Origin of the sequence: Lentzea alba, assembly GCF_011067745.1 — a bacterium.
In the GTDB taxonomy this organism is placed as follows: domain Bacteria; phylum Actinomycetota; class Actinomycetes; order Mycobacteriales; family Pseudonocardiaceae; genus Lentzea; species Lentzea alba.
In genome coordinates this window covers 1,012,314-1,038,201 of record NZ_JAAMPJ010000001.1, presented here as the reverse complement: position 1 = coordinate 1,038,201, position 25,888 = coordinate 1,012,314, and the positions used below count along the sequence as shown (strand labels likewise).

General features: G+C 67.6%; 25 protein-coding genes, 1 pseudogene and 1 riboswitch. Of the genes and pseudogenes, 10 read left to right on the top strand and 16 right to left on the bottom strand.

Going from position 1 to position 25,888, the window contains the following annotated elements; genetic code table 11:
* Positions 1-459, bottom strand: a complete 459-nt coding sequence (locus G7043_RS04835) for a hypothetical protein (protein ID WP_242641838.1) — start codon at positions 457-459, stop codon at positions 1-3.
* A complete protein-coding gene (locus G7043_RS04830; protein ID WP_045312139.1) occupies positions 459-641 on the bottom strand; it encodes a hypothetical protein in 183 nt (60 codons plus the stop codon). Before G7043_RS04830 ends, G7043_RS04835 begins: the two co-directional genes overlap by 1 nt.
* 464 nt (positions 642-1,105) lie before the next feature.
* Between G7043_RS04830 and G7043_RS04825 the strand changes: the two genes are divergently transcribed.
* A complete protein-coding gene (locus G7043_RS04825) occupies positions 1,106-2,554 on the top strand; it encodes an MFS transporter (protein WP_166044248.1) in 1,449 nt (482 codons plus the stop codon).
* A 10-nt stretch (positions 2,555-2,564) separates the two neighbouring features.
* Entirely contained in the window at positions 2,565-3,245 is a 681-nt protein-coding gene (locus tag G7043_RS04820; RefSeq protein WP_166044246.1) for a TetR/AcrR family transcriptional regulator, read from the top strand.
* A gap of 52 nt (positions 3,246-3,297) precedes the next feature.
* On the opposite strand, the gene ald is transcribed toward G7043_RS04820, so the two are convergent.
* Together ald and G7043_RS04810 are read right to left on the bottom strand one after the other, a co-directional pair.
* On the bottom strand, positions 3,298-4,410 hold the full coding sequence (gene ald / locus G7043_RS04815; protein WP_166044244.1) for an alanine dehydrogenase: 1,113 nt from the start codon (positions 4,408-4,410) through the stop codon (positions 3,298-3,300).
* A gap of 104 nt (positions 4,411-4,514) precedes the next feature.
* Positions 4,515-6,758, bottom strand: a complete 2,244-nt coding sequence (locus G7043_RS04810; protein ID WP_166044242.1) for an alpha-L-fucosidase — start codon at positions 6,756-6,758, stop codon at positions 4,515-4,517.
* A 136-nt stretch (positions 6,759-6,894) separates the two neighbouring features.
* Positions 6,895-6,987: riboswitch (glycine riboswitch) on the top strand.
* 62 nt (positions 6,988-7,049) lie between these two features.
* Here G7043_RS04810 and gcvH point away from each other — a divergent pair.
* Positions 7,050-7,433, top strand: coding sequence for a glycine cleavage system protein GcvH (gene gcvH, locus G7043_RS04805; protein WP_166044240.1), 384 nt, complete (start codon positions 7,050-7,052; stop codon positions 7,431-7,433).
* A 29-nt stretch (positions 7,434-7,462) separates the two neighbouring features.
* Positions 7,463-8,827: an L-serine ammonia-lyase gene (locus G7043_RS04800; protein WP_166044238.1), complete on the top strand. Its 1,365-nt coding sequence runs from the start codon at positions 7,463-7,465 to the stop codon at positions 8,825-8,827.
* A 1-nt stretch (position 8,828) separates the two neighbouring features.
* On the opposite strand, the gene G7043_RS04795 is transcribed toward G7043_RS04800, so the two are convergent.
* Entirely contained in the window at positions 8,829-9,182 is a 354-nt protein-coding gene (locus tag G7043_RS04795) for a winged helix-turn-helix transcriptional regulator (RefSeq protein WP_166044236.1), read from the bottom strand.
* A 1,281-nt stretch (positions 9,183-10,463) separates the two neighbouring features.
* Positions 10,464-11,114, bottom strand: coding sequence for a TVP38/TMEM64 family protein (locus tag G7043_RS04790; RefSeq protein WP_166044233.1), 651 nt, complete (start codon positions 11,112-11,114; stop codon positions 10,464-10,466).
* Positions 11,115-11,185: 71 nt separating this feature from the next.
* Between G7043_RS04790 and G7043_RS04785 the strand changes: the two genes are divergently transcribed.
* Positions 11,186-11,590, top strand: coding sequence for a hypothetical protein (locus tag G7043_RS04785; RefSeq protein WP_166044231.1), 405 nt, complete (start codon positions 11,186-11,188; stop codon positions 11,588-11,590).
* Here the strand turns inward: G7043_RS04785 and G7043_RS04780 are convergent.
* From G7043_RS04780 to G7043_RS04770, 3 genes are read right to left on the bottom strand one after another with little or no spacing between them, the layout of a single operon-like run.
* Positions 11,587-11,895: a winged helix-turn-helix domain-containing protein gene (locus G7043_RS04780; RefSeq protein ID WP_166044229.1), complete on the bottom strand. Its 309-nt coding sequence runs from the start codon at positions 11,893-11,895 to the stop codon at positions 11,587-11,589. The genes G7043_RS04785 and G7043_RS04780 overlap by 4 nt on opposite strands.
* The gene (locus G7043_RS04775; RefSeq protein ID WP_166044227.1) at positions 11,892-12,737 is read right to left on the bottom strand and encodes a hypothetical protein; all 846 of its coding nucleotides are present in this window, start codon (positions 12,735-12,737) and stop codon (positions 11,892-11,894) included. The genes G7043_RS04780 and G7043_RS04775 overlap by 4 nt, the downstream gene beginning before the upstream one ends.
* A gap of 57 nt (positions 12,738-12,794) precedes the next feature.
* Complete coding sequence (locus tag G7043_RS04770) at positions 12,795-14,672, bottom strand: ABC1 kinase family protein (protein ID WP_166044225.1); 1,878 nt, start codon at positions 14,670-14,672, stop codon at positions 12,795-12,797.
* 107 nt (positions 14,673-14,779) lie between these two features.
* On the opposite strand from G7043_RS04770, the gene G7043_RS04765 reads away from it, so the two are divergent.
* Positions 14,780-17,047: a glycosyl hydrolase family 95 catalytic domain-containing protein gene (locus G7043_RS04765; RefSeq protein ID WP_166044223.1), complete on the top strand. Its 2,268-nt coding sequence runs from the start codon at positions 14,780-14,782 to the stop codon at positions 17,045-17,047.
* A 59-nt stretch (positions 17,048-17,106) separates the two neighbouring features.
* Here G7043_RS04765 and G7043_RS04760 read toward each other — a convergent pair whose 3' ends face one another.
* The gene (locus G7043_RS04760) at positions 17,107-17,502 is read right to left on the bottom strand and encodes an SSI family serine proteinase inhibitor (RefSeq protein WP_166044221.1); all 396 of its coding nucleotides are present in this window, start codon (positions 17,500-17,502) and stop codon (positions 17,107-17,109) included.
* 87 nt (positions 17,503-17,589) lie between these two features.
* Entirely contained in the window at positions 17,590-18,459 is an 870-nt protein-coding gene (locus tag G7043_RS04755; protein ID WP_166044219.1) for an SGNH/GDSL hydrolase family protein, read from the bottom strand.
* An 87-nt stretch (positions 18,460-18,546) separates the two neighbouring features.
* Here G7043_RS04755 and G7043_RS48060 point away from each other — a divergent pair.
* Together G7043_RS48060 and G7043_RS48055 are read left to right on the top strand one after the other, a co-directional pair.
* Positions 18,547-19,350: pseudogene (locus tag G7043_RS48060) on the top strand (MFS transporter); the annotation flags it as partial.
* Positions 19,351-19,429: 79 nt separating this feature from the next.
* Positions 19,430-19,822 (top strand): hypothetical protein, encoded by a 393-nt coding sequence (locus tag G7043_RS48055; RefSeq protein WP_242641837.1) that lies wholly within the window; start codon positions 19,430-19,432, stop codon positions 19,820-19,822.
* Here the strand turns inward: G7043_RS48055 and G7043_RS04745 are convergent.
* On the bottom strand, positions 19,754-20,578 hold the full coding sequence (locus G7043_RS04745) for a hypothetical protein (RefSeq protein ID WP_313887699.1): 825 nt from the start codon (positions 20,576-20,578) through the stop codon (positions 19,754-19,756). The two genes, G7043_RS48055 and G7043_RS04745, sit on opposite strands and share 69 nt — an antisense overlap.
* 23 nt (positions 20,579-20,601) lie before the next feature.
* Positions 20,602-21,549, bottom strand: a complete 948-nt coding sequence (locus G7043_RS04740) for an SPFH domain-containing protein (RefSeq protein ID WP_166044215.1) — start codon at positions 21,547-21,549, stop codon at positions 20,602-20,604.
* On the opposite strand from G7043_RS04740, the gene G7043_RS04735 reads away from it, so the two are divergent.
* Positions 21,539-22,285, top strand: a complete 747-nt coding sequence (locus tag G7043_RS04735) for an NUDIX hydrolase (protein ID WP_166044213.1) — start codon at positions 21,539-21,541, stop codon at positions 22,283-22,285. The genes G7043_RS04740 and G7043_RS04735 overlap by 11 nt on opposite strands.
* Before the next feature lie 170 nt (positions 22,286-22,455).
* Here G7043_RS04735 and G7043_RS04730 read toward each other — a convergent pair whose 3' ends face one another.
* Positions 22,456-23,463, bottom strand: coding sequence for a Gfo/Idh/MocA family protein (locus G7043_RS04730; RefSeq protein ID WP_166044211.1), 1,008 nt, complete (start codon positions 23,461-23,463; stop codon positions 22,456-22,458).
* 10 nt (positions 23,464-23,473) lie between these two features.
* Positions 23,474-24,217: a TioE family transcriptional regulator gene (locus tag G7043_RS04725; protein ID WP_313887698.1), complete on the bottom strand. Its 744-nt coding sequence runs from the start codon at positions 24,215-24,217 to the stop codon at positions 23,474-23,476.
* A gap of 79 nt (positions 24,218-24,296) precedes the next feature.
* On the opposite strand from G7043_RS04725, the gene G7043_RS04720 reads away from it, so the two are divergent.
* Positions 24,297-25,409: an erythromycin esterase family protein gene (locus G7043_RS04720; protein WP_278185674.1), complete on the top strand. Its 1,113-nt coding sequence runs from the start codon at positions 24,297-24,299 to the stop codon at positions 25,407-25,409.
* Here the strand turns inward: G7043_RS04720 and G7043_RS04715 are convergent.
* Positions 25,381-25,887 carry a hypothetical protein gene (locus G7043_RS04715; RefSeq protein ID WP_166044205.1) on the bottom strand — a complete coding sequence of 169 codons (507 nt, stop codon included), beginning with the start codon at positions 25,885-25,887 and terminating at the stop codon, positions 25,381-25,383. The genes G7043_RS04720 and G7043_RS04715 overlap by 29 nt on opposite strands.
* Between the last annotated feature and the right edge of the window lies 1 nt (position 25,888).

Sequence of the window (25,888 nt, the reverse complement as noted above, 5' to 3'; positions counted from 1 at the left end):
TCACTCCGGCAAGGCGTGCTTGGGCCTGGACACGACCGGCGCGCGGTGCACCAACGGCGGCTCGTCGGTCAGGACCGGGGTCTGACCGGTCAAGATCGGCAGCTCGGTGGTCATCTCGGCCGGCGCCTCGGCCGGAATCTCGATCGTGCCCGATCGGGTGAAAGGGTTGCGCAACGGCCTGCGCCGCTCGCGATGCGGCAGCCCTTCGCCGATCAGGTGCTGGTGCGCCATGTTCCACACCTGGCAGGGCCATCGGCGGCGCCACAGCCAGCCCGGACACGCCTTGCACCGGCCGTCCTCGTCGGGCTGGTGCACCGTCAGGAGCAACCGCCAGCCGTCCGCAAGGCGGTGGATCTCCGCGCGCGCCAGCGGCACCAGCGCCTCGGCCTCACCGTGCTCGGCCACCTTGTCCAGCAGTGCCAGCCGTTGCAGCACCGCGTCGCGCAGGGTCGCGTCCATCACATCTTCGCCGTGGCCTGGTCGAGCAAAGAGCCCAGCCGGCGCGTCTGAGTGGCGGACATCACAGCGGTCTCGCCCGGCGGCGTGACCAGGAGAACTCGGTCGTTTTCGACCAGAACGGTCATCGATCTGTCGCGACCGAACGGGTCGTGGCAGTGGATCCATCCCTGTGGTTCAGCCATGGAATCTCCCTTCGAGGGACACCCGACTCCGTCTTCATCGGCCGTAGTGCCTGCTCGCCGCACCGCGGGAGGTGGAATTCACTCGTTTGCTGGACGGGTCCGACATGGGCAGTGGTCCACTCGGGGAAACTTTTGGGTCGCGTTTGTGTGGGGGTGCTGGGCGCGGCGGCCCAAGGCCCGCTATATTTGGTGACGGCGGCCCCGCTCCCAGTGACCCCCAGGCTGGTTGAGCGCGGCCGCCCTTTACGTGGCGGGCTCTGGCGCTCATCGTCCTTCGGTCGATTTCGCCAGAGCCCGCAGTGTTTGTCGGGGGGACGACCCCCCCGAACCCCCCGCGTGTTCGGGCGCTGTGCGCCCTCACGGTTCGCATGCTCAATGCCCCCACGCGTTCCCGTGCGAAATCCTCTTGCGTCCTGCGGTCTCGTACGCTGTAAGGTCCTCGTACACCGTAAGGGGTAGGACTGATGACTTCGACGACCGAGGAGGTCGGGGTGCGCCCGCACCCCCAGCGCTGGGCCGTGCTCGGCGTGCTCTGCCTGTCCGTGATGGTCGTGGTGCTCGACAACACCGTGCTGAACGTGGCGATTCCGTCGATCTCCACCGGTCTCGGCGCCAGCACCGCGGACATCCAGTGGATGATCAACGCCTACTCGCTGGCGCTGGCGGGGCTGCTGCTCACGACCGGTTCGTTGAGCGACAGGTTCGGCCGCAAGCGCGCGTTGCTCGCGGGCCTCGTGCTGTTCGGCACCGGTAGCGCCGTGGCGGCCTACGCGGGCTCGTCCGAGGCGTTGATCGCTGCCCGCGGCTTCATGGGCATCGGTGCGGCGGTGCTGATGCCCGGCACGCTGGCCGTGCTGATGCAGTTGTTCGACGAGAAGGAACGCCCGAAGGCCATCGGCGTCTGGGCCGCCGTCACGAGCCTCGGCTTCGCGGCCGGGCCGGTGATCGGTGGCGCGCTGATCAAGCACTTCTGGTGGGGCTCGGTGTTCCTCATCAACGTGCCGGTGGCGGTCCTCGCCATCGCGGCCGTCGCGCTGCTGGTGCCGGAGTCCAAGGACCCGACCGTGCGCAAGCCGGACGTGATCGGCTCGATCCTGTCGATCATCGGCATGGTGGCGATCGTGTACGCCGTGATCGAGGTGCCGGAGCACGGGTTCGGCTCCGCGGAGTTCGGCGTGCCGGTCGCGATCGGCCTGGTGACCATGACGGGATTCGCGTTGTGGGAACGGCACACCGCAGAGCCGATGCTCGATCTCGGGTTCTTCGCCGACCGCCGCTTCACCGGCGCGGTGGCGTCCGGCGTGCTGGCGGCGTTCGGCATGGCGGGCTCGCTGTTCCTTCTCACGCAACACCTTCAGGGCGTGCTCGGCTACAGCCCGTTGGAGGCGGGCGTGCGCGTGGCGCCGATGGCGATCGCGTTGCTCGTCACCAGCAACACCCTGGGCCAGCTCGTCGTGAAACTGGGCGCCGGCAGGGCGATGCTGCTCGGCATGACGATCGTCGCGGGCGGCGTGGCGCTGCTGTCGGTCGGCACCACCTACCCGCCGACGCTGGCCGGTCTGATCCTGATCGGCGTGGGTGTCGGTGTGTCGCAACCGGTTGCGGTCAACGCGCTGATGGGCTCCATCCCGCCGGAACGCGCCGGCATCGCGTCCGGGCTGTCGGGCACGCTCACCGAACTGGGTTCCTCGTTCGGCATCGCGGTGCTGGGGGCACTGCTGTCGGCGCGGTTCCTGGCGTCGTTGCCGGACGGCGTTCCGGGGCGGTCTTTGAGCGAGGCGCTGCACAGCGGTGCGGACATCACGGTCGTGCGTGAGGCGTTCTCGAGTGGCATGAGCGTCAGCCTGTTGATCGGTGCTCTGGCCGTGTTCCTGGGAGGTGTTGTGGCCAGCGTGCTGCTGCGGCGTGCTTAGGATCGCTCTTGTGGACAGCGTGTGGTTCAGCAAACCCAGGCCCAGCAGCGGCCAGCCCCTCGGCCTGAGCCGGGAGGCGATCGTCCGCAAGGCGATGGAAGTGCTGGACGCGCACGGTTTGCAGAAGCTCTCCATGCGCAAGCTCGCCGCGGAACTGGGCGCGGCGCCGATGTCGCTGTACTGGCACGTGCCGACCAAGGACGCGTTGATCGAGCTCTGCCTCGACGAGGTCTACGGCGAGTTCGAACTGCCGGGCCCGGACGACGACTGGGAGACCGCGGTGCGCGGGATGATGCACTCGTTGCGTCATCTCGCGCTCAAGCACCCGTGGTGGGTCCGCGGCATCGGCGAGTTCAACTCCATCGGCCCGAAGGCGGTGGCGATGGCGGACTCGATGTTCGGACCCATGTTGCGGGCGGGCCTGTCGATGCCCGTGGCGGCGCAGTCGATCTCCACCATCTCCAGCTTCGTCGTCGGGTACGCGATCGCCGAGGTGAACTTCATCAGCCGCGGCGGGATGGACTCCCCGCCGCCGGACCTGGGCAAGATCGCCGACCTGTACCGGGAGAAGCACCCCCGGTACGTGGCGATGCTGGACGAGCAGGAGATCTGGTCGCTGGAGGGGCAGTTCGAGTTCGGGCTGAACTGCGTGATCGACGGGATCAAGGCGCGGGTCGCGGCCCTCAGGTAAGCGAAACCCCCGCAGCGTGATCGCGTGCGGGGGCCTCTTCATTCAGTTGGTCTTAGATCACGCTCTCCAGCGGCGTGTGCACGAGGCCGGTCGCCTCGGCCACCGGGCCGTTGGTCAGCTGACCCGCGTGGACGTTGAGGCCCAGGGCGAGCGAACGGTCGTCCTTCAGCGCCTGCGTCCAGCCCTTGTCGGCCAGCGCGACTGCGTAGGGCAGCGTCACGTTGGTCAGCGCGTAGGTCGAGGTGCGCGGGACGGCGCCCGGCATGTTGGCCACGCAGTAGAAGACCGAGTTGTGGACCTCGTAGGTCGGCTCGGCGTGCGTGGTGGGGCGGGAGTCCTCGAAGCAGCCGCCCTGGTCGATGGCGATGTCGACGAGCACGGAGCCCGGTTTCATGTCGGCGACCAGCGCGTTCGAGACCAGCTTCGGGGCGGCGGCACCGGGGACGAGCACGGCGCCGATGACCAGGTCGGCCTCGCGGACGGCCTGCTCGACGGAGAAGGCGTTCGAGGCCAGCGTGCGCAGCCGGCCGGAGAACTGGGCGTCGATCTGACGCAGGCGGTCGACGTTGGTGTCGAGGATCTGCACGTCCGCGCCCATGCCGACGGCGATGGTGGCGGCGTTGACGCCGGCCACGCCGCCGCCGATCACGACCACGCGGGCCGGGGCGACACCGGGGACACCGCCGGGCAGCACGCCGCGGCCGCCGGAGGGCTTCATCAGGGCGAACGCGCCCACCTGCGGGGCGAGACGGCCCGCGACCTCGGACATCGGGGCGAGCAGCGGCAGCGAGCGGTTCGGCAGCTGCACGGTCTCGTACGCGATGGCCGTGGTGCCGGACGCCAGCAGGGCCTCGGTCAGCGGCCTGTCGGCGGCGAGGTGCAGGTAGGTGAAGAGGGTCTGGCCGGCGCGCAGCCGCGGGTACTCCTCCGCGATCGGCTCCTTGACCTTGAGAACGAGGTCGCCCTCGGCCCAGACGTCGTCGGCGGAAGCGAGGATCTTGGCGCCGGCCGCGAGGTACTCCTCGTCGGTGATGGCGGAACCGAGACCGGCGCCCTGCTCGACGAACACGTCGTGGCCGCGGCTGGTCAGCTCATGGGCACCCGCCGGGGTGAGGGCGACGCGGTACTCGTGGTTCTTGATCTCGCGGGGAACTGCGATCCGCACGATGACTCCTCCGTTCGGGCTTGCCTCTGTCTCACAATGTGGGGCAGCCGGAAGGTCATGTCACCGTGCGGATCGCACTATCCGGTAACTGTGTGGTTGTTCATTCAGGACAAAGCCACTTTGAACACCCATGCGTGCTGGCCGACGCCCGCAGGCACGTCTACCACCAGTTTTCCACCCGATCGGGTCCATTTCAGCGGCTTGTCGTGCCCCAGCAGCGTGATGCGGTCACCATCCCGCAGCGGCACCGGAGCGTCGACCACGAGCTGTGACCCCGGTTGGACCAACGAGGTGATGTAGAACGCCTCGTTCTGCTTGACCGTGAACCGCAGCGAACCCAGCTGGGCCATCCGCGACCAGTACGTCGTGCCGTAGATCGACTCGCCGTTCGTCCGCAGCCAGTCACCCGTCTCGCGCAGGCGCTGCTGCATGATCTCCGGGATCGAGCCGTCCGCCCGCGGGCCGATGTCGAGCAGGAAGTTGCCGTTCTTGGACGTCGTGTCGACCACCGTGTCGATCACCTCGTCGGCGGTCATGTACATCGAGTCCGGCGTCGCCCGGTTCCACCCGTACGAGCGCGGGTCGAGGCCGCGCGAGGCCTCCCACTTCTTCACCACGGTGTTCGGGTACGTCGCGTACTCCGGCGTCGTGTAGTCGTGGGTCGGGATGCCGCACCTGTCGTCGACGGTCACGTCCTTGGGCACGGCCCGGTTCTTGGCCTTGTTGAAGTAGTCGGCCAGCACCCGTCGCGAGTCGTTCGCACCGCCGATGTCGCACCAGATGACGTCCGGGTCGTACCCGTCCACGAGCTCGGTCATCTGCGGCGCCTGGTAGTCACGGACGAAGTCACGTCCGGCCTGGTAGCCGGTGTAGGGCTCGGCGGCACCCGTGTAGGGGTTGCGCGGTCCGTGGCCCGACCACGGGTTGTCCGGGTTGAACCACTCGGGCATCGAGAAGTAGAGGCCGTTCTTGAGGCCCGGCGTGTACTTCCGCGACGCGTCGAACAGCTCCTTCACCAGGTCGCGGCGCGGCCCGAGATCAACGGAGTCGCGGCCGGACACCTTCGAGTCCCACAGCGCGAAACCCTCGTGGTGCTTCGAGGTCAGCACGTAGTACTTCGCGCCCGCCGCCTCGAACAACCGCACCCACTCCCGCGGGTCGAAGCGCGAGGCCGTGAACTGCGGGATGAACTGGTCGTAGGAGAAGTCCTTCCCGAACGTCGCCGCGTGGTACGGATTGACTGCGTTCGAAGGGTCTTGCATCCACTGCCAGTACCACTCCGCGTACTGCTCACCCGGCGGCGACCACGCGGGCACCGAGTAGATCCCCCAGTGGATGAAGATGCCGAACTTGGCGTCGTCGAACCAGTACGGCGACTCGTGCGTGCCCAACGACGCGTCCGTCGCCTGGTAGTCCGCCACACCCAGCGTGAACTTGGCGGACTGCGCGGCGGAGACGCGCCCGGAGGTCGCGATGACCTTCCCGTCGAACGTGCCCGTCCGGTAAGCGTGGATCCCGATCCGCACCCGCGCCTCCTCACCGGGCGCGAGCCGCTTCACCGCCGCCGGTTGCAGCGTCACCACACCGAGCCCCTCGGCGCGCACCGAGATGTTCGAGACCCACTGGTCACCGAGGTTCACGACGGTGGCCTCGATCGTCTGCCCGCCCAGCCGCGGCAGCTTGGGAGTGCTGCGCGCGGACCGCACGGCGAGCACCGCGCCCTTGCCGGCCGGCTGCAACGACAGCGCGAACACGTGCAGCGAGGACTTGTCCGCCACCGCCGGGTTCGTGACCGGCAGCGTGATGCCGACGGCGTCCTTCGAGGGATCCGCCCACACCTGGGCCGTGCCGATGGACACGGGGTGCTGGTCGGTGCCGCCGGGGGAGTACCGGAAGGGCGCGGAGATCGGACCACTTCCTGAGTACCAGTCAGGGCCGCTGATCGACGCGGTCGTCGTCGATCCGTCCGCGTAGTGCACGGTCGCGGTGCCGCCGGCCACACCGTACGAGGACGCCACGAGGAAGTGCGCGGTCAGGTAGCGGCCGCGGGGAAGCTCGATCCGCTGTCCGAGAGCGACGGCGTTGTTGTTCTTGGCCGAGGTGTTTCCCGGGAACAGGTACGGCACGCCATCAGCTGTGACCTTCCCGGACGGCAATGCTTCCGCCGGGAACGCGTAGCCGGAACCGTCGAAGTTGCCGGTCCGGTCCGACGCGGTGTCGATGCCGTCGTTGTCGAAGAGGTGGGTGAGGGGGACGGTGACCGGAGCTGGTGCCTCCGCCGCGGACGCGGCGGGCACAGGGGTGAGCACCAACGAGACGAGCAAGGCGACGATGAACGGTTTCCGCATGAGACCTCCGATGTCTGCCTGAACTCACCCTGGCAGCGCTCTCGCCGTTGTCAACCATCTCGCGTTGACACTTGGCGGTGGCCGCACATAGCGTTCGAGGCCGAGAACTGAAGACCGGCCGCGGCGCGTCAGCGCCAGAACCCGAGTGGGAGAGACCTCGACGAACCGGTCGGGGCGCCGAAGGGGCAAGCTCCCGCACACTCTCAGGCAGCAAGACCACTCGGGGTAGGCAACTCTGCACGGCGGAGGGGGCGCTAGTTGTCCTGACCCGTCACAGCCAGAGGAGTCGCCGTGGAGTTCCCCGAGAACCTGCTCTACACCGTCGAGCACGAGTGGGTCGACTGGACGCCGGGCACTCAGGACCCGCTGACCTGCGGAATCACCGAGTTCGCCGCCGACGCCCTCGGCGACATCGTCTTCGTCCAGCTGCCCGAGGTCGGCGCCAAGGTCGTCACCAACACCGTGTGCGGCGAGCTGGAGTCCACCAAGTCCGTCAGCGACCTGTTCTCGCCCGTCACCGGTGAGGTGATCGAGGTCAACAGCGCTGTCGTCGACGACCCGGCGATCGTGAACAACGACCCGTACGGCGCCGGCTGGCTGTTCAAGGTTCGCGTCGACTCGGCGGAGAACCTGCTCACGGCGGCCAAGTACGCCGAACTCACCAAATCCGACTGACCGCTCCCTCCACCACGAAGGACTGATCAGTGGCGATCAGCGTTTTCGACCTGTTCTCCGTCGGCATCGGACCGTCCAGCTCCCACACGGTCGGCCCGATGCGCGCCGCGGCGATGTTCGTCGAGAAACTCGGCGCGCGAGTGTCCGAAGTGGACCGCGTGCACGTCGAGCTGTTCGGCTCGCTCGGCGCGACCGGCCACGGCCACGGCAGCCCGAAAGCCGTGTTCCTCGGCCTCGAAGGCAACCTCCCAGAAGAAGTCGACCCCGCGATCGCGGCCGGCCGGGTCGAGGAGATCGTCACGACCGGACGGCTCAAGCTCGGCGGCGCGCACGAGATCGGTTTCGTGCACGACCGCGACCTCGTCATGCACCGCCGCAAGTCGCTCCCGTTGCACCCCAACGGAATGAGCTTCGAGGCGTACAAGGGTGACGAGTCGGTCGAGCACGCCGTCTACTACTCGATCGGCGGCGGGTTCGTCGTCGACGAGAACGCGTCGGGCACCGACCGGATCAAGCCGGACAGCACACCGTTGCCGCACCCGTTCCTGACCGGCGACCAGCTCCTCGCGCGCTGCCGGGAGACCGGCATGTCGATCAGCGAGATCATGATGGCCAACGAGCTGTCGTGGCGAAGCGAAGACGAGGTGCGCCAAGGACTTCTGCACATCTGGCACGTCATGCAGGAGTGCGTCGAACGCGGCTGCACCGAGCACGGCATCCTGCCCGGCGGCCTCAAGGTCCGCCGCCGCGCCGCCGAAATGCGCAAACGGCTGGAGGGCGAGCACTTCGTCACCGACCCGCTGCGCGTCATGGACTGGGTCACGCTCTTCGCGTTGGCGGTCAACGAGGAGAACGCGGCAGGCGGCCGGGTCGTCACCGCACCGACCAACGGTGCGGCCGGCATCGTGCCCGCGGTCCTGCACTACTACACGAAGTTCGTCCCCGGAGCGAACGACGACGGCGTGGTCCGCTTCCTGCTGACGGCGGGCGCGATCGGCGTGCTGTTCAAGGAGAACGCCTCGATCTCGGGCGCCGAGGTCGGCTGCCAGGGCGAGGTCGGCTCAGCCTGCTCGATGGCGGCCGGCGGCCTCGCCGAGGTCCTCGGCGGCACCCCGGAACAGGTCGAGAACGCGGCCGAGATCGCCATGGAGCACAACCTGGGTCTGACCTGCGACCCGATCGGCGGCCTGGTGCAGATCCCGTGCATCGAACGCAACGCCGTCGCGTCGATCAAGGCCATCACCGCGGTGCGCATGGCGTTGCGCGGCGACGGTTCGCACTTCGTGTCGCTCGACAAGGTCATCAAGACCATGCGGGACACCGGCAAGGACATGTCGGTGAAGTACAAGGAAACCGCGCGCGGCGGCCTCGCCGTGAACGTGATCGAGTGCTGATTCAGCGGGCGTCGTACGCCCGCTGGGCCTCGAGCACCTCGGGCATCCGCTCCTCCAGGAGCAGGATCAGCGCGAGCACCCGCTCGGCCGTCTCCCGGCCGAGCGGCGTGAGGCTGTAGTCGACGCGCGGCGGGTTCGTCGGCTGCGCGTCGCGGTGCACGAGCCCGTCGCGCTCCAGCGCGTGCAGGGTCTGGGACAGCATCTTCTCGCTGACCCCGTCGACCCGGCGGCGCAGTTCGTTGAAGCGCAGGGGGCCGTCGAGCAGCGCGCTCATCGTCAGGCTGCCCCACCTGCCGGTGACGTGCTCCAGCGTGGGACGTGACGGGCACGCCTTCGCGAACACGTTGAACTCCACACCAGCATGCTAACTGATAGTTAGTGGTTTGGGATGAAGGGCTGGTTTCGAGTAGCTGGATCAGCTTGAACGTTGCGTCCGTCAAGCCACCGAACTCGTGCCGGTTGCGTACGCGGCCTTCTGGTACCCGCCCAGGTTGAAGCCATAGATCGGTGCGCCACGTCCGAGACGCCACCGCGCGCGGCGATCGTCTGCATGTCCGAGATGATGAACACGCGGTCGTGGGCCCGGTAGGTCCGCTGCAGCGTCCCGGTGGTGTCAGTGCCGTGTCCGGCCTCACCGATCCGCTACCGGAACTTGTCGACTGCGTGGATCAGGCTGTCGGAAATCTCGACCTCGGGAGCGCGTAACCTCACACGTACGCGGGCCAGGGTTACGTCTTCTGCTGAAGGGGACGCAGGTTCGAATCCAGCTCCTGGAGTCCATGCCGGAATGGACTAGCGGTCTAAGACTCCTCGTAGTCTTCACCGTCATGACCTCGGGCCACGTGTGGGGCTGTTCGCTCCCGTTCCGTCGAAGGGTGAGTCTTGCCTGCTCCGCGTGTCGATCCCCATCCATGCGAACACTGTGGGACAACTACGCGTAACCCGCGCTTCTGTGGCAATGCCTGTCACCTCCGTGGTACCCAGGCTCAGCGATCGGCACGGCTACGCAAGCCGCAACCAACGTGCCCTCAGTGTGGCGTCGGCGCCGTCATGCGCGGTGCGAAAACGTGTAGCCGATCGTGTTCAGACGCGATGCGCCGTCGTCAGCCCGACCCATGCCGCCGATGTGGTTCACGCGAGCGGGTCGGGCGCCGTCGCGGAGGGCCATACTGCTCATGGGCATGTTTCAACGAAGACCGGTACGAACGTACAGGATCGTTCGCAAGGTGGATTGCAGCGTGGACCTCGGGCCAGGTCTCAGGGACGACTGAGAACGGGAAGCCCGACGACCGAGTGCGGCAAGCCCTCGTGCTCCTTCGCGGACAGCGCTGCGAGGAATGCGGGTGGGCCGAGATCAACCCGGTTAGCGGACGAGTTCCACTACATGTCGACCACGTCACAGGCGACCGTGAAAGAAACAAACCGCACGAGGTGCGATTGCTTTGCCCCAACTGCCATTCGTTGACGGCCAACTACCAGCACCTCAACAACCCTAAAGTCGCACCAGTTCGCGCGCGACAAAGCCGGAGATATCGAGAAACATGGCTGAGCTCAACTCCAGAGGCGTTCGTTCAGCCGTGACTTCCCCCGATCGTCACGGACAGCGTGTCAACCGCGATCGGTTGCGGCGTTTTTTCTACGGCGCCGTCTTCACGAGCCGGCGCAGCAGGTAGAACAGCCCTACGGTCAGCAGAAAACCGACCGCGCTGATCATCACGATCTGCTCGACGGTCTCCGCCTGCGACCCCGCGAACACGTAGGCGCCGCAAATCGGCACGGTTCCGGCGAGCGTGAACAACATGAAGGTCCGGAACGACACCCTGGACACGCCGGCGGACACCGACACCGTCTCCGCCATCATCGGAATTCCGCGCGCGACCCCGAAGAACCAGGGGCCGAACTGGCGCCCCCACCGCCGCATTTCCGTCAGCTCCTCGATGGTCACGACGCGTCGCACCAACCACGGGCCCGCGTACCGCCCCAGGGCGTACCCTGCGGCAGAGGAACCCAGGGATCCGACGACCGCGAGTGCCAGCCCGAGGGGCAGGCCGAGTGCCGTTCCCGCCAGCACGATGAGCGGAGTGGACGGCACGGGCAGCAGCACGTCCACCACGAGCAGGGCGAAGATCGCCACTGCCGCCCACCACGGGTCGATGCCCCGCACCCACGTCACCACTCCCTCGAAGTCGATGAGGTCGAGCGCCTCGAACACGAGCCAGCTCAGCAGGACGAACGCGAGCACGACGAACGGTATCCACTTCCACCGAACGCCCGTCTCATAACTCATCGGGTGATGGTCGCCCACCTCGATGCGCCGGACAATCCGCCAGTGGCGCAGGTTCCGCGAAGGAGACACACATGAGTGACGACCTCGTGCCGTTTCTCGGGCATTGGGTGCTCGATCCGGCGCGTTCCGCGTACACCGGCGGCACCCCTCCCCGCAGCGGTCACTACGACCTGCGCCTCGACGGTGACCGGCTCGTCGTCAGCATCGAAGGCGTGCTGGGATCCGGTGATCCCATTCGCACCGGGTACACATTGGACCTGTGGCAGGACACGCCGATGGCCGTCGGCAAGGTCGATCGCGTGCGGACGGTCGTCGAGCCGCGGCGGTTCTGCACGATCGCCTACGCGGGTGCGCAGGCGGTCGCGCGGGCGTGGCGGATCCTCGGCAACCTCAACGAGATGACGATCGTCCAATCGGCACCTGACCAGTTCGGAGTCTGGCGGGACGACGTTTCCGTCTACCGCAGGCAGTTCTAGCGGCTGTCGTGCCGGTCGAGCAGCGCCCGCAGCGCGGCCATCTCCGCGGCGAGAGCAGTGCGGCCGGCGTCGGTGATGTGCAGCCACGTCTTGGGACGTTTGCCCTCGTAGCCCTTCTCCACCTCGACGAGGCCCGCCTGCTCCAGCACGGTGATGTGCCGCGACAGGTTGCCCGCGGTCAGTTCCAGCGCCGACTTCAGGTACGAGAACTCCACTCGTTTCGCCTCGGCCGCGATGGTGAGCACGCCGAGCCGATGTCGCTGGTGGACCGTGTCGTCCAGCCCCGCGGTGGGGTTCTCGCTCATCGAGCCATCTCTCGTCGCACGGAACCGATGATCCCTCCGACGAGGAGGACGAACGCGGGCAGGGCGGTGCTCGCGAAGTTTTCCACCGGGTACGGCCAGTAGAAGCCGAACCGCCCGGCCTCGTTCACGAACAGCACGGTGGCGGTGAAGATCACCACGGTGATCGTGCACACCGCGCTGCGTTCCAGGTAGGCGAGTCCGATCAGGCCTGCGGCCAGGACGAACAGGGGGCCGTACGGGTAGATCGTGGCGAAGTGCGCGAGAGCGAACAGTGCGAGCACCGCGAGCGTGAAACGAACACTGCGCACGCGCCACGTCGCCGCCACGATCAGCACCACGGTGATCGGCAGCGCGATCTGCCAACCGAGCCGGCCGAAGATCAGCTCGCTCAGCACCGGGACCCCGATCAGCGGCAGCACCAGCATGAAGATCGTGACCTGCGCGTAGAGCCTGGTCGGCGTCTCCACGCCGACCTGCGCCGCACGCCACCGGTACCACCAGACGACCGCGAGGTAGCCGCACAGCAGCGCGACGATCCAGTAGAGGTCGGGGGCGATGGACGGTTGGTGGAGGCCGAACACCGGGCCCTCCATCTGGCCCGTGGGGTGCAGCCAGTGGTAGAGCCACGGCAGGTCAGCCGAGGTCCACGAGCACACCCGTGGCTCCACGAGCTCCGGGTCCTGCCCGCTGTCCACGCACAGCCTCGGGCCGTAGAACGGTGTCGCGCCGAGCGTGATCAACCCGAACAGCAGGAACGGCAGCCAGTAGCCGTGCCGGTCCGCGCGGGCGCGCTTGCGCATGGCGGTCAGTTCGGTGAGCAGGCCCTTCGGGTCCTCGGTCATGGTCAGTCCCCCAACTGCACTCGATTGCAATCAGGTTTGCATTGCAAACCTGATTGGTCAAGCACGAGGACGGAACACCGTGACGACGACGCGCAGGCCCAGCAGCACGCTGATGATCAGCAGGTTGTAGCCGAACACCTGGTAGAGCCCGATGTCGTGCGTCACCTGCGGGCCGCCGGACGAGCCGAGCAGCAGCACCGCCATCACGCCGGCGGTCGCGCCCAGCACGGTCAGCATCACCTGGTGCAGCAGGCCCGTGACGAACGAGCGGTCGCGTTCGTCGGCGAACAGCCGCATCGACATGCTCAGCCGGCCCTGCTCCATCGCGCCGGTGATCCGGTCGATCCTGCGCGGCAGCCGGCGCAGCATCGGCAGCACGGCCTGGAGCTCCTCGGCCATCGTGCGCCGCACCGACTCCGGCGTGAGCCGTTCGGAGATCTGCTCGGCCGCGAACGCGCGTGACTCCACGACGATGTTGAAGCCGGGCGAGAGCACACCCAGCGTGCCTTCCAGCGTCGCCAAAGCCCGGAACACCGCCGCGATCTCCGGCGGAATGCTCAGCCCGAACCGCGACACGATCAGGAACAGGTCGGCGAACATCTCGACGTCCGGCCGCATGCCCGCGCCCAGGTGCCGGGCCATGAACTGGCCGAGCGCGCGCTCCAGCCGTTGTTCGTCGATGTCCTCGGGCCGGGAGGTCAGCTCCAGCAGCGCGTCGGTCAGGCCCGCGGGATCGCTGCGGTCGATCGCGAGCAGCAGTCGTTGCAACGCCGAGCGAAGGCTTGAGTCGATCCGTCCGACGGAACCGAAGTCGAGCAGGCCCAGCCGGCCGTCGGACAGCAACATGACGTTGCCGGGGTGCGGATCCGCGTGGAAGACGCCGTCCAGCATCACCTGGCGCAGCACGAACCGCAGCAACGTCCGGGCGAGCCCCTCGTCCTCCGCGGTGCCGCGCAACGGCACGCCGTCGAGCCGGTCCATCACGAGCACGCGCGAAGTCGCCAGGTGGACGCGGGGCAGCGTGACCGACGAGTCGGAGGCCGCCGACACGGCCTCGATGTTGCGCGCCTCGACCTTGAAGTCGAGCTCTTCGCGCAACGCCGCCGCGAACCCCTCCGCCAGGTCGCGGATGCCCAACGCCGCACCCCACCGCGTGCGCTGCAGCTTGTCCGCCAGCCGCAGCACGATGTCGAGATCGCCTTCGGCCACCGCCCGCACGTTCGGGCGCTGCACCTTCACGACGACTTCCTCGCCGGACGCCAGCACGGCCCGATGCACCTGCGCGATCGACGCCGCCGCGAGCGGTTTCTCGTCGACCGAGTCGAGCGCGCCCGGCCCGAGTTCGTGGTGCAGCACGAACTGCACCTCTTTCCACGGGGCCGGCGGCACGTTGTCCTGCAACAGGCTCAGCTCGTCGACGAAGTCCTGCGGCAGCAGGTCCGACCGCGTCGACAAGACCTGGCCGAGCTTCACGAACGTCACGCCCGCGTCCTGCAGCGCGAGCCGGAGCGACCGCGCGAGGCCGGTGGAGGTCCGTTCGCGGCCGCGCAGGTAGGGTCCGAGGCCGTGCCGGACGGCGATCGCGGTGATCCGCGAGTACCGGCGGGTGCGGGCGATGCGGCGGCGCAGCATGCCCCACCACTCCGTCGGCGGCGGGATCGAACCGGTCGGCACGATGATCTCCGCGAACGCCAGCAGACCGATCACCGCGAGGATCGACAGCCCGAGCTGCAGCGTGACGAGTCCCGCCGTCGGTTCGACGGTGGTCTCACCGAAGGCGCTCGACGCGACGGACATCGCCATCAGGCACGCCAGCGCCGTGCGGATCAGGCCGATGCGCAGCCCCAGGATCCGGCGCGCGGCCAGCGACATGCCCATGACCAGCAACAGGAAGGTGATCGGGAAGCCGATCGTGTAGACGAGGAAATCCCCCATGATCGGCAGCCTAGATACGCCTCTTGACTCTGGCTGGGCTCTCACGAAAGATCCGATGAATCGCCGCCGCGAGGACCTGACCGCACAGCGAAGTGAGGTGCCCGAAAGTGGTCGAACTCAACCGGCGCACGCTGATCGGAGGCGCGTTAGCTGGGGTAGCGGGCAGTGCGCTGCTCCCAGGCGGCGCGTCCGCCGGCGATGGCTTCAACTGGCGTGACTTCATCGGGTCATCGGATCTCATCTGGAAGAAGATGCCGACGACCTGGTTCGAGGGCCCGTACCTCGGCAACGGTTACCTGGGGTCCGGCATCTACGCCGAGCCGGGTGCCAACGCCGTCAGATTCAACGTCCAGCACTCCCAGGTGCAGGACCACCGGCCGGAGTTCGGGGCGCTGTTCGGCCTCGCCCGGCTGCCCATCGGTTACTTCACGCTCGAACCCGTCGGCGCGATCACCGGCGTCGACCTGCGCCTGGACCTGTGGAACGCCGAGCTCGCCGGCACGATCACCACCGCGGCGGGCAGCCTGCGGATCAGGGCGTTCATCCACACCAAGCGCGACCTCTACGCGATCGACGTCCAGGCCAGCGAGGGCGAGCGCGCGTTCAAGTGGGTCTTCCACCCGCTCAAGGCGATCAGCCCGCGCACCGACCCGAAGTGGAACCGGCCCGCACCCGCCGGCTTCACCGACAACCCGCCGGTGCAGCTGACCAGGGCCGGTGACGTGCAGCTGGCCGTGCAGCCGTTGAACGCGGGCGGCGAACACGTGACAGCCTGGCGCGAGGCCACCCGTGGCACGCGCCGCACGCTCTTCACCAGTGTCGCGTGGTCGCATCCGACCAAAACCGCGGTGCGCAAGGCGATCGGCAACGTCCGGTGCGGTTCGATCGAAGGTCTCGCGGTCGACCACCGGTTGTGGTGGCACGACTTCTACCGCAAGAGCTTCCTGTCCATTCCGGACAAGAGGTTGCAGGCGTTCTACTGGATCCAGCTCTACAAGTTCGCCTCCGCAGCTCGGAAGGAAGCACCCGCGATCGCGACCTGCGGGCCGTGGCTCGAGAACACGCCGTGGCCGAACACGTGGTGGAACCTCAACGTGCAGCTGGAGTACTGGCTGATCCACGGCTCCAACCACGTCGACTTCGACGCCGTCACGTACTCCGTCGACCGGTACCGCGACGTGCTCGTCGAACAGGTGCCGGCGGAGTACCGGCACGACTCGGCGGGCATCCCGCGCACCACCGACACCGTGCTGAACAACGGGGCCGGGATCGGCAACTCCGGTTACGGCGTGGGCATTCCCGGCAAGGACGTGCCGACGCCCGAGGTCGGCAACCTGACCTGGACGCTGCACAACGTCTGGCTCACCTACCGGCACACGATGGACGACCGGGTGCTGCGCAACGTGCTGTTCCCGTTGCTGCGCAGGGCCATCAACTACTACTTCCACTTCCTGACCAAGGGCTCGGACGGGAAGTGGCACCTGCCGATCACGTTCTCGCCCGAGTACGGCGTCAACTCGCCGGACACCAACTACGACCTCGCGCTGATCCGGTGGGGCTGCAAGACGTTGCTGGAGTCCGCGAAGTCGTTGCGCGTCAACGATCCGCTCATCCCGAAGTGGCAGGACACGCTCGCGAACCTGACGCCGTACCCCGTCGACCAGAACGGCTACATGATCGGCGCGGGGGTGCCGTTCGCGAAGTCGCACCGGCACTACTCGCACCTGCTGCAGATCTACCCGTTGTACGAGGTCACCTGGGAGGACCCGGCGCAGCGCCAGGTCATCGAGACGTCGCTGAACCACTGGATCAGCTTCGAAGGTGCCTTGCAGGGCTACACGTTCACGGGCGCGGCGTCGATCAGCGCGCAGATGTTGCGCGGCGACAAGGCGGACTTCTACCTCGGCGAGCTGATGCGCCGGTACATCAAGCCGAACACGATGTACCAGGAGTCCGGTCCGGTCATCGAGACGCCGTTGTCGGCCGTGCAGTCGATGTACGACATGCTGTGCCAGAGCTGGGGTGGCGTGATCCGCGTGTTCCCCGCGGTGCCGTGGCCCGAGATCTCGCTCGACAACTTCCGCACCCAGGGCGCGTTCCTGCTGTCGGCTTCACGGCAGAAGGGCGCCACGCGGTGGATCAAACTGCGGTCCGAGGCCGGCGCGCCCTGTGTGGTGCGCACGGACATCAAGGATCCGGTCGTGCGTGATCTGCGGGGTCGGCCGAAGCGCTTTTCGGTGCTGCCCAACGGAGATCTGCGCATCGAGCTGCGGCGCGGTGAGGAAGCTGTGATCCACCGCAACGGCGACAGGCCTGATCTGAAGGTCGGCCCCGTGATCGGTTCTCCCGCACCTTCCTGGGGTCTTCCCGGGTAAAGGGCGGTCTCCGGTGGCCCGCCGCGACGGCGGTGCGGCGGGACACCGGAGACCGCGGTCTAGAAGTCGAAGACCTTGCCGGTGTAAGCGCGCAGGACGCACGGGTTCGAGTACACCTGCTGGAAGTCGACCTTCTTGTCGCGCCACTTGCCACGCAGTGTCGCCTTGGTCGGGTTCAGCTCCATCGTGCACATCGCGTCGGTCGCTTCCAGTCTGCGGAAGTCGCCTTCGACGGGCAGGAGCTGGTCGCACGCCTGCTCGGCGTGCTTGTGCCGTCCGCCCGCGGGTTCGCAGGACAGCTGCGTGGTGCTGAGCTTGCCCATCTCCGGTTGCACCGACAGCACCAGGCCGGATGCGGGGAGGAGGGGTGCTGCCAGGGGTGCCGCCGTGGCCGTTCCGGGGACGAGCGGCGCGGCGAGCGCGAGGCAGGCAAACAGAAGTCGGGTCCTTGCCATGCCACCACTCTGGCGCGGCAAGGACCCGGAATTCCAATCAACTGAGCGGTAACACCAGATCGTGTAAACCGCCGAAAGTGCGTGCAACTAGACGCCGGTTGATTCCGTCCCGGCGAGTGCGGCGGCAACCTGCTTACCCACCGCTGCCATACCGCTGGCATTCGGGTGAACCGGGAAAGCGAGGCTCGTCGGAATGATGCCCTCCACCCACTTGTCCCACGGCGCCGCACACGTGTCGCGACCAAGACTGATGTCGTAGGGGTTCACGAAAGTGGCACCGGCGGCCTGGGCTTGGGCGCCGAGCATTCCGTTGAGGAGCTTCTGCACGTTGTCGAGATACGGGACGTCGCCCTTGGAGATGGGCACGATCGGCCAGCACCCACCGGACGGCGGCAGGATCCGCAGGTAGCCGACCACGACGACCTTGGCGTTCGGCGAACGCTGCTTGATGCCCTTGAGGACCTCCGCGACCTTCGCGCCGGTGGCGTTGACGCGTTGGGCGAGGGTGTCGCCGTAGTTCGCCTTGCACGGTGCGCCGAGCGGGTCGAGCACGCTCTTCCCGGCGCAGGTCAGGATGATGTCCATGAAGCCGATGTCGTTGCCGCCGATGGACACCGTGACGAGGTCGGTGTCGGCTTTGAGGGCGCTCAGCTGGGCGACGGACTGGCCCGGGATGCCGCTCTGGGCGGCGAACATGTCCCCGGTCTGCGCTCCACCGCAGGAGATGTCGGTGAAGTTGGCGATGCCGAGCCTCTTCGCGAGGACGGACGGGTAGTTCTGCGTCGATTTGAAACAGCTCAGCGGATCGAGCCGCTGCAGCGGGATGAACGGTCCGGAGACGAACGAATCTCCGAGTGAGACGTAGTTCCGGTACTTCGGCGCGGCCGTGGCGGTGGGGACGAAAAGAGCCGCGATCAGGGCGGTGAGCAGGGAAACAACAGTCACTCGGCGCGTCATTGCTACCTCGTTACTGAAGAGTAGGAACGTAGTTCGAAGGGTGACCGGGCCATTGCGCAGTGTCAATCCCTCGACCAGGCTGGAACGATGACGGGGGTACGCAACGTAGTTGTGGCATCCGCGGTCGGTAACACGATCGAGCTGTACGACTTCCTGCTCTACGGCACAGCGTCGGCGCTGGTGTTCAACAAGATCTTCTTTCCGCAGTTCGACTCGCGCGTCGGTGTGCTGCTGGCGTTCGCCACCTTCGGCGCGGGTTTCGTGGCCCGCCCGCTCGGCGGCGCGGTGATCGGCCACCTCGGGGACAGGCTCGGCCGGCGGGCGATGCTCGTGATCACCCTTTCCGTGACGGGGCTCGCCACGGCGTTGATCGGCTTGCTGCCGTCCTACGCCTCGATCGGCATCTGGGCACCGGTGCTGCTGGTGTTGCTGAGGATCGTGCAGGGCTTCTTCATGGGCGGCGAACAGGGCGGCGCGTCGCTGATGGCCGTCGAGCACGCGCCACGGGGCCGCTGGGGCTGGTACGGCAGCTGGGTGTTCATCGGGTCGCCGGTCGGCCTGGTGCTGGCGAACCTCGCGATGTACGTGTCGTCGCGGGTGTCCGGCCCGGGCTTCCTGACGTGGGGTTGGCGGCTGCCGTTCCTGTTCTCGGTCGTGCTGGTCGGCATCGGTCTCTACATCAGGCTGCGGGTGCCGGAGAGCCCGCGGTTCGCATCGGTGGAGAAGTCCAGGACGCCGCTCGCCGAGGTGGTGCGCACGCGGTGGCGGGTGCTGCTGCTCGGCGCCGGCGTGAACCTCGGCTTCCAGATCTTCATCTTCGTGTTGTCGGTGTTCACCATCAACTACGGCCGCACCGCGCTGAAGCTGTCGCCGGACGATCTCCTGGTGGCACAGGTGGTCGGAGGGCTCGCCCAGGTGGTCTCCCTGCCCGTTCGCCTGGCTGTCGGACCGGATCGGGCGGCTGCCCGTGATGTTCGGCGGTGCGGTGTTCCAGGCGGCCTTCGCGTTCCCGATGTTCTGGTTGATGGACGCGCAGTGGTTCACCGCGGCGATCGTGCTCGGTTTCATCGGCTCGGGTGCGTTGTTCGGGCCGATGGCCGCCTACTTCGCCGAGCTGTTCCTCACCCGCGTGCGGTACAGCGGGGTGGCGGTGAGCTACCAGCTCGGCGCCGTGCTCGGTGGTGGCCTGGCGCCGTTCGTCGCGACCTCGTTGCTGGGCTACGGAACCTGGGCCGTCGCGGTCTACCTGATCGCGGGTGCCGTGATGTCCGGCGTGTGCCTGCTGGCGATCGGCTCAGCGCACGAGGCGGAGCCGGCGGGAGGCGAGTCCGACGCTCAGCCGCTGACCCCAGCCGAGGCGTAGCGCGTCGCTCTCGATGCCGTCGCCGAACGCCACCAGCCCGTCGGACTCGACGTCGACGTGCAGCGGCTCGTCGGTGATCTCGCCTTCGGTGTGCACGATGCCGGTGCTCGGCGACGGCCAGGCCTCTCGCACGAACCAGACCAGCTTCCGTTCGGTCGGCTCGGGGAGGACGAGCGCGCTTTTCCGTTCGCGGTGAGCACTCGAACACCAGCCCGTCGCGCCCGTGCCGCTGCCGACGAGGATGCCGGACGACGCCTGGCGTTCCTGGTGGACGCGGTACCGGCTGGTCTGGTGGCTCGGGTGCCCGACGTAGATCTCGTTGAGCGCGTACAGGGTCTGGCCGTCGTCCGTCCTGGCCTCGACCATCGTGCGATCTTCGGTGTTGCCGGTGCTGCGCAGAAGTTCTTTTGCGTCTTCTGGCGAGTGCTTCGCGAGCACGCCCTGCTCCGGGTTGATGCCGATCACGGGCTGGCCGTCGAGGTACTTGGCGACGTTCGCGACCAGCCCGTCCTGCCCGACGATGACGACTACGTCCTCGGGCGCGAACAGGAACCGCGACAGGTCTTCCCTCTCGACCACGCCACGGCGCCAGTCCAGCGGGATCGCGGCGCTGACGTCTCCCAACGCTTTGCGGGCCTGCTGGTCACGGTCCACCACCTCGTCCAGTGTTCTGTCGCGGGACTTCAAGAAGAACTCGACCTGGCCACGGGTGCCGTGTCGTGCCAACAACTCTGTCAGCTCGGTGCGCCGGTGCACCAGCACAATTCTCGGAGCGAGGCTCATCGCGCCAGCCGGTTCAGGATCGGCTGGATCAGGTCGGGGGTGAGGGTGATGCTGCCGATCTCGGGGAGGTTGCCCGCGAGTTCCTTGGCCGCCAGGGCGTACAGCGTTTCCTGCGGGATCTCCTTGTAGGCGTCCAGTCGCGCCTTCTCGCCGGCGGCCTCGGCTTCCGCGAGCTTGCGGATGCCCTCCGCCTTGGCGTCGTCCGCGATCCGGCTCGCCCTGGCGTGGTCCTCCGCCTTCTTCAGGGCGTTCGCTCCTCGTTGCACGACAAGGAGTTCTTCTCTTTTCGCGAGCTCGATCTGGTTCTGGAGCTCGTTCTCGCTGATCGCGCGCTCGCGTTCCACCGCCACGGCACGGCGTTCGTAGGTGGCCTTGTCGGCCTCCTGCTGGACCTTCTCGCGGACGGTGGTCTGCAGCGCCTTCTCCATGTCGGCGTCCGGGCGGATCGCGACGACCCTTACGTCGATGATCTCCAGGCCGATGTGCTGCGCGGTCAGGTTGGTCGTGACGGCCTCCTTGACCCGTTCGACGCCGGTGCGCATCGCGGGTTCGAGGTCGAGGGTGGCGAGGATCTTGAGGGCGTGCTGCTGGGTGCTCTCGGTCAGGGTGTTCGCGATCTGGCTCAGCGGGTCCTGGCGCCAGACCCCGGTGTCGGGGTCGATCGAGAAGTCGATCCTCGCGGTGGCGGTTTCCGGGTCGGTGCAGCGGTAGGTCACGGTCAGCTGGACCGTCACGTCCTGGTAGTCCTTGGTTCTCGCGTGGAAGAGCATCGGGAGTTCGCGGTCGTCCACCGGGACTTCGGACAGGACTGCGGTTCCGGGGCGGAACCAGAAGCTCAGGCCCGTGCCCTCGTGGACCAGCTTGCCCTTCCTGACGTGTCTGATGTGGACCGTCGGGGCTCCTCTGAGGTGCCTGAGTCCGGGATAGGTGCTGATGTCGGCCATCGTCCTGGCTCCTTATCGTCGTATTGACGATAAGCCTATACTCGGTGGTGTGTACTCGCCAAGTGATTTCCCTCCCTTCGCCGTCACGGTCGACCTGGTGGTGCTGACCGTGCGGTCTGACGCGCTGTGCGCGCTGCTGGTTCGGCGGGGGGAGGCGCCGTTTCGGGGGCGGTGGGCATTGCCCGGGGGGTTCGTGCAGGTTGCCGAGTCGGTGGATGCGGCGGCTGCTCGGGAGCTTGTCGAGGAGACCGGGGTGTCCGGGCTGCATCTGGAGCAGTTGGGGACTTATGGGGAGCCTCGGCGGGATCCACGGATGCGCGTGGTTTCGGTGGCTTATCTGGCGTTGGCGCCTGATCTGCCGGTTCCTGTCGCGGGGACGGATGCGGCCGATGCCTCGTGGGTGCCCGTGTCGGGGGTGGGCGCGCTGGCGTTCGACCACGCGCAGATCCTGGCCGACGGGGTCGAGAGGGCTCGGGCGAAGTTGGAGTACACGGCACTTGGGACCGAGTTCTGTCCGGCCGAGTTCACGGTGGCTGAGTTGCGGCGGGTTTACGAGATCGTTTGGGGGGTTTCGTTGGATCCTCGGAACTTTCATCGGAAGGTGACTGGGGTGGAGGGGTTGTTGGAGGCGACTGGGGAGACGACTTCGCGGGATGGGGGGCGGCCGGCTGCGTTGTACCGGCGGGGGGCTGCTGGGGTGTTGTATCCGCCGTTGGTTCGGGCGCCGGGTTCGTAGGTTGGGCGCGACTCGTGCGGGTGGTCGCCTTGCGGGCGGCGACCTTGCGTTGGGTGCTTCCACCTGGGGCTCTGCCCCAGACCCCGCCAATCTGATCGGGGGTCCAGCGCTGTGGGCGGGTTGATGGCACGCCTGTTGCTTGGGTCGCCTCGGCTGCGCCATCGGCGTGATTAGAGGCGGACTGCGTCTCCCGTGGCGGCCGACTGCTTGGCCGCTTCGATCACCTCCAGGCCGGTGACTGCGTCATGAGGTGACACCGGAGCCACGCCGGTGGCCACAGCGGCGTAGAAGTCCTGGTAGGCGCCGGGCTCGGTGCGGTGAGGATTGCCGCCCAGAGTGCCCCAGGCCGACTCGGGTTCTTCGCCCCAGCCTGGAACAGCAGGGGTCTCGCCTGCCTTGAGGCGCTCCTCCTGGGGGTCCATGCCGTACTTGACGTAGGCGGCGTCGTGGCCGAGGACGCGGAAGCGGGGGCCCAGGTCTGCCGCCAGGGCGCTCATCCACAGGTGGGAGCGGACGCCGTTGTCGTGGGTCAGGGAGAGGAAGACGTCGTCGTCGGCTCTGGCGCCTGGGCGGACGGTGGCGATTTCGGCGTGGACTGAGGAAGGGCGGCCGAACAGGGCTACCGATTGGTCCACCAGGTGGGTGCCCAGGTCGAAGAGGATGCTGCCCAGGTCGGCTGGGTCGCCGGATTCCTTCCAGGAGGACTTGATCTCCGGGCGGTAGCGTTCGAAGCGCGATTCGAACTTGTGCACTGCGCCGAGTGTCTTGGCGTCCAGCAACTTCTGCACGGTCAGGAAGTCGCCGTCCCAGCGGCGGTTGTGGAACGGGACGAGCATCAGGCCTCTTGAGGAGGCGATCGAGGCGAGGGCTCGGGCTTCGGCGGCTGAGGCGGCGAAAGGTTTGTCCACGACCACGTTCAGGCCGTGTTCCAGGACCTGGCGGGCGTGGGTGGCGTGGAAGCGGTTCGGGGTGGTGATGACCACCAGGTCGAAAGTGCCGGACCAGACCTCGTCCAGAGAGGACAGCAGGCGGGCGGCCGGGTAGCGCGCTGCCACCTCTGCTTGGCGGGCCGGGTTCGAGGTGACCACGGCCGACAGTTCCAGGCCTGGGGTTGCCTCGATGAACGGGGCGTGGAAGGCCGCCCCACCTAGTCCGTAGCCGACCAGAGCTGTGCGCATGAGATGAAGCCTAAGCGGTCTCACCTGGTGGACGGCTCGGGTTCGAGAGCTGGTCCTGTGTGGACTGTCGTGGGTGGTCGCTTCGGGCGTTCAGGTAGTCGTTGAGCCGTGCGGAGGCGGCGAGCATGGCCAGGCCCTGCGCGGTGAGGCGCCGGCGCCAGTCGGACAGGGCGGCACTCAACGTCTCGGTGCCGCCCGCGACCCGGATCTGCCGCACCACCAGGGCGATCCGGGCCAACGGGTAACCGCCGCGGCGCAGCAGGTGGGCCAGCTCGGCGTCGCGCACGTCCTCGGCGCGGAACGTGCGGTAGCCGGTGGACTCGCGTGAAGGAGCGAGGATGCCGGCGTCCTCCCATGCGCGCAGGGTCGCGGGGGTGACGTCGAGGCGGCGGGCCAGCTCGCCGATCGTGCGCGGTTCCAGGACCGGTTCGAAGTCGGTCAGGTCGTGCACGGCGCGGGTGACCGAGTCGAGGGTTTCGCGGTCGCGGAGCAGTTGCTCGTGGCCGCGGTCGATGGCCAGCAGTACGTCGTCGAGCGAGTCGTCGTGAATCGCGTTCATGATCTGGCCCGCCCGAGCGTGTCCGTAGGCGGGGATCAACGCGATGAACGTGCGCAACGCGGCGGCGTGCACGGACGTGTAGACGCGGTAGCCGGACGGGGTGCGGTCGGCGGGCGGGATGAAGCCGGATTGCTCGTAGTTGCGCACGGCCTGGGTCGAGATACCGTGTTCGCGGGCGAGGTCGGCTGGGCGCACGGTTGAGACTTTAGAGCCAATCAACGCAAGAAAACGCGCGAAAGTCTCAACTGAAGTTTCAATGTTACGGTTGAACCACATGAGCCAGGACATTCGCGAGTTCATCAGCCCCTTCACCGAGCTCTTGGCGTTCGGCGAGCCAACGCACCTCGAACACGCCCACACCTGGATCCGCAACGAGCTGTTCGAACAGCTCGCCGCGCAGGGCTTCCGCTCGATCACCCTGGAGACCTGTCGAATCAGGGGACTCCTGGTCGACGACTACGTCCAGGGCGGCCCCGGCGACCTCGACACCGTCATGGAGGAAGGCTTCTCGCACAACTTCGGGCGGTGGCCGGCCAACCGCGAGCTGGTCGCGTGGATGCGCGAGTACAACGCGGACAAACCGGCCGAAGAGCGGCTGGCGTTCCACGGCTTCGACTTCCAGACCGAGACGACCAGCGCGCCGAGCCCGCGGCCCTACCTCGAACACGCCCGCGACTACCTGGGCGAGGACGTGGACCTCACGATCGACGACGAGACGTGGGGCCGCGACGAGGCGGTGCTGGACTTCACCAAGTCACCCGGTCAGTCCGAAGAGGCCGTCAGGCTGCGTGAGATCGGCACCTGGATGCTCAAGAGGCTGCACCAGCTCAAGGCCACCGACGACGCCTGGACGCGCGCGGAGACGCACCTGACGGCCGCGTTGAGCCTGCTGCAGTACCACTGGGAGTGTGCCGAGCCGAACCCGTTGGGGGTACGGCTCAACCGGTTGTGTCAGATGCGTGACGGCGTGATGGCCCGCAACCTGCTGGACATCCGCCGGATCGAGGCCGGCCGCGGACCCACGTTCGTGTTCGCGCACAACGCCCACCTGCAGCGCACGAACAGCTCGATGGAGATGGGCGGCGAACGGATCGAGTGGTTCTCGGCGGGGGCGCTCGTGGCGCCGGTCCTGGGTGACCAGTACACGGTCATCGCGGGCACGCTCGGCCGCAACGACACGTTCGGACTGGGCGAACCGGACAAAGACACCCTGGAAGGTCAGCTGCAGGACCTGTTCACGACCTGGGGCATGACCGACGACAAGCCGCAGGGCCCGACCCGCACCGACACCAAGCTGGAAATGGGCTACTTCCCACTCGATCAGCACCTGCTGGCTGGCGTGGACGCCCTGCTGCACGTCAGGGTTGGTCGTCCAGTGACGCGGTGATCCACGGCGCGACGGGCAGGTCGCGCGTCTCGCACTCGATCGCCAGCTTCAGGGTCCACCGCAGGGCTTGTAAGACCACGGTCGCGAGCTCCTGCGGTTGGCCGTTGGCCAGGGCGATCTCGATCTGCTCCGAGGCCGCGTCCTGATCTCCGTGCACCTCGGCCAGCAACGCCCGGATCGCGGTGCGCACGGGCGGGTCCGCGTCGTCGATCTGGACCTCGCGGCCCTCCTCGTCGAAGACCTGCATCTTCACCGGCGTGGCGCCGCCCGAACCGAGCGCGCCGACCATGCTGCTGCACTCGGCGAACAGCAGCAGCACCAGCTCGCGGATCTCCTCGTTGCCCTCGGGCGACCCGCTGAGGTAGCCGGTCACGAGGTCCACCGCCACAGCGTCCTCACCGGCCCTGGCCGCGGCCAGCGCCTCACCGGCCACGGCGGTCAGCCGTGCCCAGCGATCTGGATCCTGTGGTGGTCTCACA

Coding starts and splice junctions, on each gene's coding strand:
- G7043_RS04755 (WP_166044219.1), bottom strand. CDS start 18,459: ATGACGCGCCGAGTGACTGTTGTTTCCCTGCTCACCGCCCTGATCGCG.
- G7043_RS04770 (WP_166044225.1), bottom strand. CDS start 14,672: ATGGGGGATTTCCTCGTCTACACGATCGGCTTCCCGATCACCTTCCTG.
- G7043_RS04835 (WP_242641838.1), bottom strand. CDS start 459: ATGGACGCGACCCTGCGCGACGCGGTGCTGCAACGGCTGGCACTGCTG.
- G7043_RS04760 (WP_166044221.1), bottom strand. CDS start 17,502: ATGGCAAGGACCCGACTTCTGTTTGCCTGCCTCGCGCTCGCCGCGCCG.
- G7043_RS04730 (WP_166044211.1), bottom strand. CDS start 23,463: ATGCGCACAGCTCTGGTCGGCTACGGACTAGGTGGGGCGGCCTTCCAC.
- G7043_RS04780 (WP_166044229.1), bottom strand. CDS start 11,895: ATGAGCGAGAACCCCACCGCGGGGCTGGACGACACGGTCCACCAGCGA.
- G7043_RS04785 (WP_166044231.1), top strand. CDS start 11,186: ATGAGTGACGACCTCGTGCCGTTTCTCGGGCATTGGGTGCTCGATCCG.
- G7043_RS04810 (WP_166044242.1), bottom strand. CDS start 6,758: ATGCGGAAACCGTTCATCGTCGCCTTGCTCGTCTCGTTGGTGCTCACC.
- G7043_RS04740 (WP_166044215.1), bottom strand. CDS start 21,549: ATGGCCGACATCAGCACCTATCCCGGACTCAGGCACCTCAGAGGAGCC.
- G7043_RS04775 (WP_166044227.1), bottom strand. CDS start 12,737: ATGACCGAGGACCCGAAGGGCCTGCTCACCGAACTGACCGCCATGCGC.
- G7043_RS04735 (WP_166044213.1), top strand. CDS start 21,539: ATGTCGGCCATCGTCCTGGCTCCTTATCGTCGTATTGACGATAAGCCT.
- G7043_RS04720 (WP_278185674.1), top strand. CDS start 24,297: ATGAGCCAGGACATTCGCGAGTTCATCAGCCCCTTCACCGAGCTCTTG.
- G7043_RS04790 (WP_166044233.1), bottom strand. CDS start 11,114: ATGAGTTATGAGACGGGCGTTCGGTGGAAGTGGATACCGTTCGTCGTG.
- G7043_RS48055 (WP_242641837.1), top strand. CDS start 19,430: ATGTTCGGCGGTGCGGTGTTCCAGGCGGCCTTCGCGTTCCCGATGTTC.
- G7043_RS04825 (WP_166044248.1), top strand. CDS start 1,106: ATGACTTCGACGACCGAGGAGGTCGGGGTGCGCCCGCACCCCCAGCGC.
- G7043_RS04830 (WP_045312139.1), bottom strand. CDS start 641: ATGGCTGAACCACAGGGATGGATCCACTGCCACGACCCGTTCGGTCGC.